Annotated in this window: 6 protein-coding genes; 5 read left to right on the top strand and 1 reads right to left on the bottom strand. The window is 45.2% G+C overall.

Annotation, left to right across the window (positions count from 1 at the left end):
• A partial coding sequence (locus AC1DVJ_RS29690; RefSeq protein ID WP_477596294.1) for a glycosyltransferase family 4 protein occupies positions 1–710 on the top strand: 710 nt, incomplete at its 5' end.
• Positions 711–960: 250 nt separating this feature from the next.
• Here the strand turns inward: AC1DVJ_RS29690 and AC1DVJ_RS29685 are convergent.
• Entirely contained in the window at positions 961–1,332 is a 372-nt protein-coding gene (locus AC1DVJ_RS29685; protein ID WP_477596292.1) for a hypothetical protein, read from the bottom strand.
• Between the two features lie 237 nt (positions 1,333–1,569).
• Between AC1DVJ_RS29685 and AC1DVJ_RS29680 the strand changes: the two genes are divergently transcribed.
• Genes AC1DVJ_RS29680 through AC1DVJ_RS29665 form a run of 4 tightly spaced genes read left to right on the top strand, consistent with a single transcriptional unit; the run spans position 1,570 to position 5,105 of the window.
• A complete protein-coding gene (locus AC1DVJ_RS29680) occupies positions 1,570–2,553 on the top strand; it encodes a sugar phosphate nucleotidyltransferase (protein ID WP_477596290.1) in 984 nt (327 codons plus the stop codon).
• Positions 2,550–3,842, top strand: a complete 1,293-nt coding sequence (locus AC1DVJ_RS29675; protein WP_477596288.1) for a UDP-glucose dehydrogenase family protein — start codon at positions 2,550–2,552, stop codon at positions 3,840–3,842. The genes AC1DVJ_RS29680 and AC1DVJ_RS29675 overlap by 4 nt, the downstream gene beginning before the upstream one ends.
• A gap of 28 nt (positions 3,843–3,870) precedes the next feature.
• Positions 3,871–4,824, top strand: a complete 954-nt coding sequence (locus AC1DVJ_RS29670; RefSeq protein WP_477596285.1) for an NAD-dependent epimerase/dehydratase family protein — start codon at positions 3,871–3,873, stop codon at positions 4,822–4,824.
• Positions 4,821–5,105, top strand: a complete 285-nt coding sequence (locus AC1DVJ_RS29665) for a hypothetical protein (RefSeq protein ID WP_477596283.1) — start codon at positions 4,821–4,823, stop codon at positions 5,103–5,105. Before AC1DVJ_RS29670 ends, AC1DVJ_RS29665 begins: the two co-directional genes overlap by 4 nt.
• The last annotated feature ends 510 nt before the right edge of the window (positions 5,106–5,615 follow it).

Genomic DNA, 5,615 nt, shown 5'->3' with positions numbered 1-5,615 from the left:
ATATTGGAACTGCCATCTGTGATTACTACCCTCAAGCAGCTGACAAAATAAAACCAATATACTCCGGTGTTGATATGAATCGCTTTGCACCATGGCTGGAGTCAGAGCAAGCAAGGAAAGATCGGGAGAGCCTTAGGGCCGAACACAACCTTACTAACAAAAAAGTCATTCTGTTTGTCGGGAGGCTAACCCGTAATAAAGGTCCCCATGTCTTAGTGCGTGCGATGTCTCAAATAAGCCATTCCGATGCTGTACTCGTTGTTGTCGGCGGTGCCTGGTTCAGTGATAACTCGGTAAGCGACTATGTTGCTTATGTCAGAGCACTTGCCGTACGCTCACCACTTCCTGTCATTACAACTGGCTATGTTCCTGCGCAAGATGTTCACCGTTGGTTCTGTGCAGGAGATGTCTTCGTCTGTACGTCTATTTGGCAGGAGCCTTTGGCACGTGTCCACTATGAAGCTATGGCCGCTGGATTGCCTTTCCTCACAACGGCTAGAGGGGGTAATCCTGAGATCGTCAAGAACAATAATGGCGTCCTCATTAATAACCCTGAAGACCCGAAAGAATATGCACAGAACCTGAATGCGATGCTGTCTAACCTCGGTAATGCTCGACAAATGGGGCTTAATGGCCGAAGATTAGCAGAACAGAACTTCTCATGGGAACGCGTTGCTAAGGAAATACTTGCCGTCTGGGAACAAAGATAGGTATAGCAAGGGGATTTCTAGATAGCAAATAAATCGAAGAGGCTGTCCAGTAAGTAGACAATTCTACTTGGGGGCAGCCTCTTTCTTCTGCCTTGACAATCGTGATAAGTCTTCCTAACTGCTGACGCCTGTTTTACATGAAAAACCCCTTCTACAAGTATGTATCCTCTGCGAAAACTAGCAGAAGCCATAACAAGAGTAAGAGGTTTCCTTGCAAATCTCTATTGTCGCGGTTTTAATTCTTTCCTACTTATGCTTCTTCTTCGTCGTCATCGTCATCGTCATCGTCGTCATCGTCGTCGTCGTCGTCGTCATCATCGTCATCATCTTCGTCGTCTGATTCTTCTTCAGCTCCTACAGCTGAAACCGTTGCTTCTTCATCATCGTCATCGTCATCTGATTCTTCTTCGTCTTCTTCCTCTTCTTCGTCATCAGTTTCACCGAACTCCAATTTGGTTCCGTCAGCTAATTCGATTTCAACTTCATCCACTAAACTCCAATCCATGCCGTCGAGTGCGGACACATCATACTTGTCTTTGTCACCACTCAAATACTCCACTGAGATTTCTTCCACTTCGGGATGCGCTTTTAAATATTCGAGTAATAGTTCTAAATTTTCCAAAAAAATCATTCCTCTCACCTAAATTAGAAACTTAATTGTCTCCATGTATACTATGATTTTTCGCACTTCATGCTTAGGCTTTTCATAGAGTAGATTGGCGGATTATGATTGTCCATTTAGAAGAATTTCCATAAAACGTATACATATCAGCTTATTTTCCCTGTTAATAGCCCTTACATTTCATTATTTTCATCATAAATTAATAATGTCTTCATATAGACAAGGAGGTAAAAGCTTATGAAAGGATTAATTCTCTGTGCAGGCAATGGTACTAGACTCCAACCTTTTACCAATATAAAACCAAAAGGTCTGCTTCCAGTAGCGAATAAACCCTTAATTCATTATGGCATTGAAAAGCTAGTGGAATTAGGCATCTACGAGATTGGTATTGTAATCCGCCCCAATCTTCATGCCATGTTTATGGAAGAAGTAGGGGCTGGCGAAAGGTGGCATGTAAACATCACATATATTTTTCAAATTAATCCTTTGGGTATCTCAGACGCTGTGAAACACTCCGAGTCTTTCATGGACAATGAACCCTTCGTGCTGCTTCTTGGAGATAACTTGATTACCCAAGATCTTCACGGCTTATATCACGCCATTTCTCATGAGAACCATGATGCTGCTATTCTTTTAAGAAAAGTGACGAATCCAAAGGCATTTGGCATTGCCGAAATTAAAAAAGATCGCATTATTGGTCTGGAAGAAAAGCCTTCAGAGCCCAAGTCAGATCTTGCGGTTCTGGGGTGTTATGCGTTTAAACCTAGTATCTTTCAAGCTGTGCATGCGATCAGCCCCTCAGCCAGAGGCGAATACGAGATTACGGATGCCATTCAGTGGCTGATCCATCAACACTATTCGGTGGCCTATCAAATGACGGATAAAAACTTCTCAGATGTTGGAACGATGGAAGGATGGCTAGAAGCGAACAGATGGATGCTGAAGCAGATGGAGGAAGAAGGTTTGTTAACTTATCGTACAGATCATCCAGGGACCACGATAATTCCACCGGTATGCATCGACCCTAGTGCAGAATTAATCAATTGTGTGATCGGACCTTATGTGACGATCGGACCTAATGTCAAACTCGAAAGTTGTAGATTAGAGAACAGCATTCTGCTTGAGTACGCCATACTTAATCCTAACCACTATCCAATGACGAACTCGATTATCAGTCCACAGTCGGTGTTTGTTCAAAAAGACGGAGGGTCGGGAACATGAACATTTTAATCATAGGTATGGGGTATGTAGGCGTTACAACCGGATTGGTATTTGCTGAACTGGGATGGCAGGTTACGGGATTAGATACGGATACGGTAAAAATCAAGGCTTTATCTGAGGGTAAATTATCTTTCTATGAACCTGGGCTTGACGACTTATTAATGAAACACCTTGCATCCAGAAAAATCAGCTTTATTTCTTCACCAGAGAAGGGTATTCGTGAAAATTCAATTATTTTCATATGTGTTGGCACCCCCTCCGATAAAGACGGAAGCGCTGATCTCCAAGCTGTTCGAGGTGTCGCCCAAAGTATTGGTTCCTTCATGGATGACTATAAAATTATTACTGTGAAAAGCACAGTTCCTATAGACACAAACCGTAAAATAGTCAATTGGGTCACAGAATCACAAAGCCATCCCCACCCGTTCGATGTTGTTTCTAATCCCGAGTTCCTTCGAGAGGGCAGTGCATTGTATGATTCACTGAATCCGGATCGCATCATTATAGGAAGTGATAATGAGCAAGCCGCAAATGTGATTCAATCGCTATATGGCAAAATAAAAGCACCCATTTTTGTTACCAAACCTCGAACAGCAGAATTGATTAAATATGCATCGAACGCCTTCTTGGCAACTAAAATCTCCTACGTCAATGAATTGTCAAGACTCTGCGAATCGTTGGAAGTCAATGTCACCGACGTCACGAAAGGAATCGGAATGGACCAGCGGATTGGCCCTCATTTCTTAAAAGCTGGGATCGGATATGGCGGGTCTTGCTTCCCGAAAGACAGCATGGCACTCTTATATACGGCGAAAGAGCAACAAGTTGATCTGAGTATTCTTGAGAAAGTTGTTGCCGTCAACAACTCACAGTCTACACACTTTTTAAACTTGTGGGAGCAAAAGCTAGGTGGATTCAGCGATAAAACCATCGCGATTCTCGGCATTTCCTTTAAACCGAACACCGATGATTTAAGGGAAGCACCAGCACTTTCTGTCATTCAACAATTACTTGATAAACAAGCGATCATCCGAGTACACGATCCCATTGCCAAGCTGCCAGAAGCTCTTCGATCTGATAAGGTTCAACAGTTCGAAGCCCTTGAGATCACATTACAGCATTGCGACGCCATCATCCTCTGCTCGGAATGGAAAGATTACATTCGTGCAGATTGGTCACAGCTACGAACGTACTTGAAAGATTATTTTGTTTTTGATGGAAGAAATGCGCTTAACGGCAAAGAAATGACCAAGCTAGGCTATGCTTATTATGGCATCGGAAATAGATAATCTGCTGTAAGAAAGGAAGTTACTTGGTATGAAAATACTCGTTACAGGAGCAGCAGGTTTTATCGGATCTCATCTTTGTGAAAAGCTTCTCCAAGATCCGCGAAACGAAGTCATTGGTTTGGATGCTTATGTTCAGAAGTCTCCAACCCCTGTACAGGTAAGGGAATATAATCTTCGCTTTTTACTTCCTCAGTCTCGGTTCACTTTCATTAATCAGGATCTCATGCATGTGCCGCTGGGTGAGATTCTTCCTGGGGTAGATATCGTCTACCATTTGGCCGGCATGCCAGGCGTGCGTTCTAGCTGGGGTGAGGATTTTAAAGCCTACGTCACCAACAACATCGAAGCTACCCAAAGGTTGCTGGAAGGTTGTCGCATGTATCCTGTCAGCAAATTCGTGTATGCATCGACATCCTCCGTTTACGGCGAAAAAACTAATCAAGTCAATGAGGCCGCTACGACAGAGCCACTCTCGCCTTACGGGGTCACCAAACTGACTGGAGAGCAGCTCTGTAAGGTTTATGCTACCAAAGATGAACTACCACTCGTTATATTACGTTTCTTCACTGTGTACGGTCCTAGACAGCGTCCTGACATGGCGTTTCATCGCTTTATCCAACATATTCGGCAAAATAAACCAATCCCCATCCATGGTGATGGTCTGCAAACGCGCGACTTTACCTTTGTTGGCGACTGTGTGGAGGCCATCGCAGCAACGGCCTACGCTGCGAACATCATCGGCGAAACCATCAATATCGGCGGCAAAGAACGTGCCTCGGTACTTGATTGCATAGCCATTCTTGAGGAGCTTTTTGGCCGAAAAATAGACAGGCAATTTCTAGGCAAGGCCTCCGGTGAGCCTCGCCATACCTGGGCAGATATAAGTAAGGCCCAGTTGCTGCTCGGCTACCAGCCAAAAGTTGACTTGCGCAGCGGCCTGCAAGCGGAAATCATGGATTTATCCCAAACTCCTTATTTATGAGGAGTTTGCTTGGGAAAATGATTGGATCATCCACATCTGATGATGTGGATTTTTTCTTGTTAGTCCGATTCAGCCGAACTATCTACCCATTTTCCTTGCGTGTGGGCTGTTTGGGGCGATTTAGTTCGGGGAATATCCAGCTTCAGAGCGGCTCAGCTGCTCGAACCATCATTCTGACGCTGGATTATCCAGCTTCACGGCGGCTCAGCTGCTCGAACCATCATTCTGACGCTGGATTATCCAGCTTCAGGGCGGCTCAGCTGCTCGAACCATCATTCTGAAGCTGGATTATCCAGCTTCAGGGCGGCTTAGCTACTCGAACCATCATTCTGACGCTGGATTATCCAGCTTCAGAGCGGCTAAGCTGCTCGAACCATCGTTCTGACGCTGGATTATCCAGCTTCAGAGCGGCTCAGCTGCTCGAACCATCATTCTGACGCTGGATTATCCAGCTTCAGGGCGGCTCAGCTACTCGAACCATCATTCTGACGCTGGATTATCCAGCTTCAGGGCGGCTCAGCTACTCGAACCATCATTCTGACGCTGGATTATCCAGCTTCAGGGCGGCTCAGCTGCTCGAACCATCATTCTGACGCTGGATTATCCAGCTTCAGGGCGGCTCAGCTGCTCGAACCATCATTCTGACGCTGGATTATCCAGCTTCAGAGCGGCTCTGCTACTCGAACCATCATTCTGACGCTGGATTATCCAGCTTCAGAGCGGCTCAGCTACTCGAACCATCATTCTGACGCTGGATTATCCAGCTTCAGAGCGGCTCAGCTACTCAAACC

It is taken from the genome of Paenibacillus sp. P4_A9 (assembly GCF_056402415.1).
Note: the sequence above shows the minus strand (reverse complement) of the source record. Positions and strands in the feature narration are given on the sequence as shown.

Coding starts and splice junctions, on each gene's coding strand:
- AC1DVJ_RS29680 (WP_477596290.1), top strand. CDS start 1,570: ATGAAAGGATTAATTCTCTGTGCAGGCAATGGTACTAGACTCCAACCT.
- AC1DVJ_RS29675 (WP_477596288.1), top strand. CDS start 2,550: ATGAACATTTTAATCATAGGTATGGGGTATGTAGGCGTTACAACCGGA.
- AC1DVJ_RS29670 (WP_477596285.1), top strand. CDS start 3,871: ATGAAAATACTCGTTACAGGAGCAGCAGGTTTTATCGGATCTCATCTT.
- AC1DVJ_RS29665 (WP_477596283.1), top strand. CDS start 4,821: ATGAGGAGTTTGCTTGGGAAAATGATTGGATCATCCACATCTGATGAT.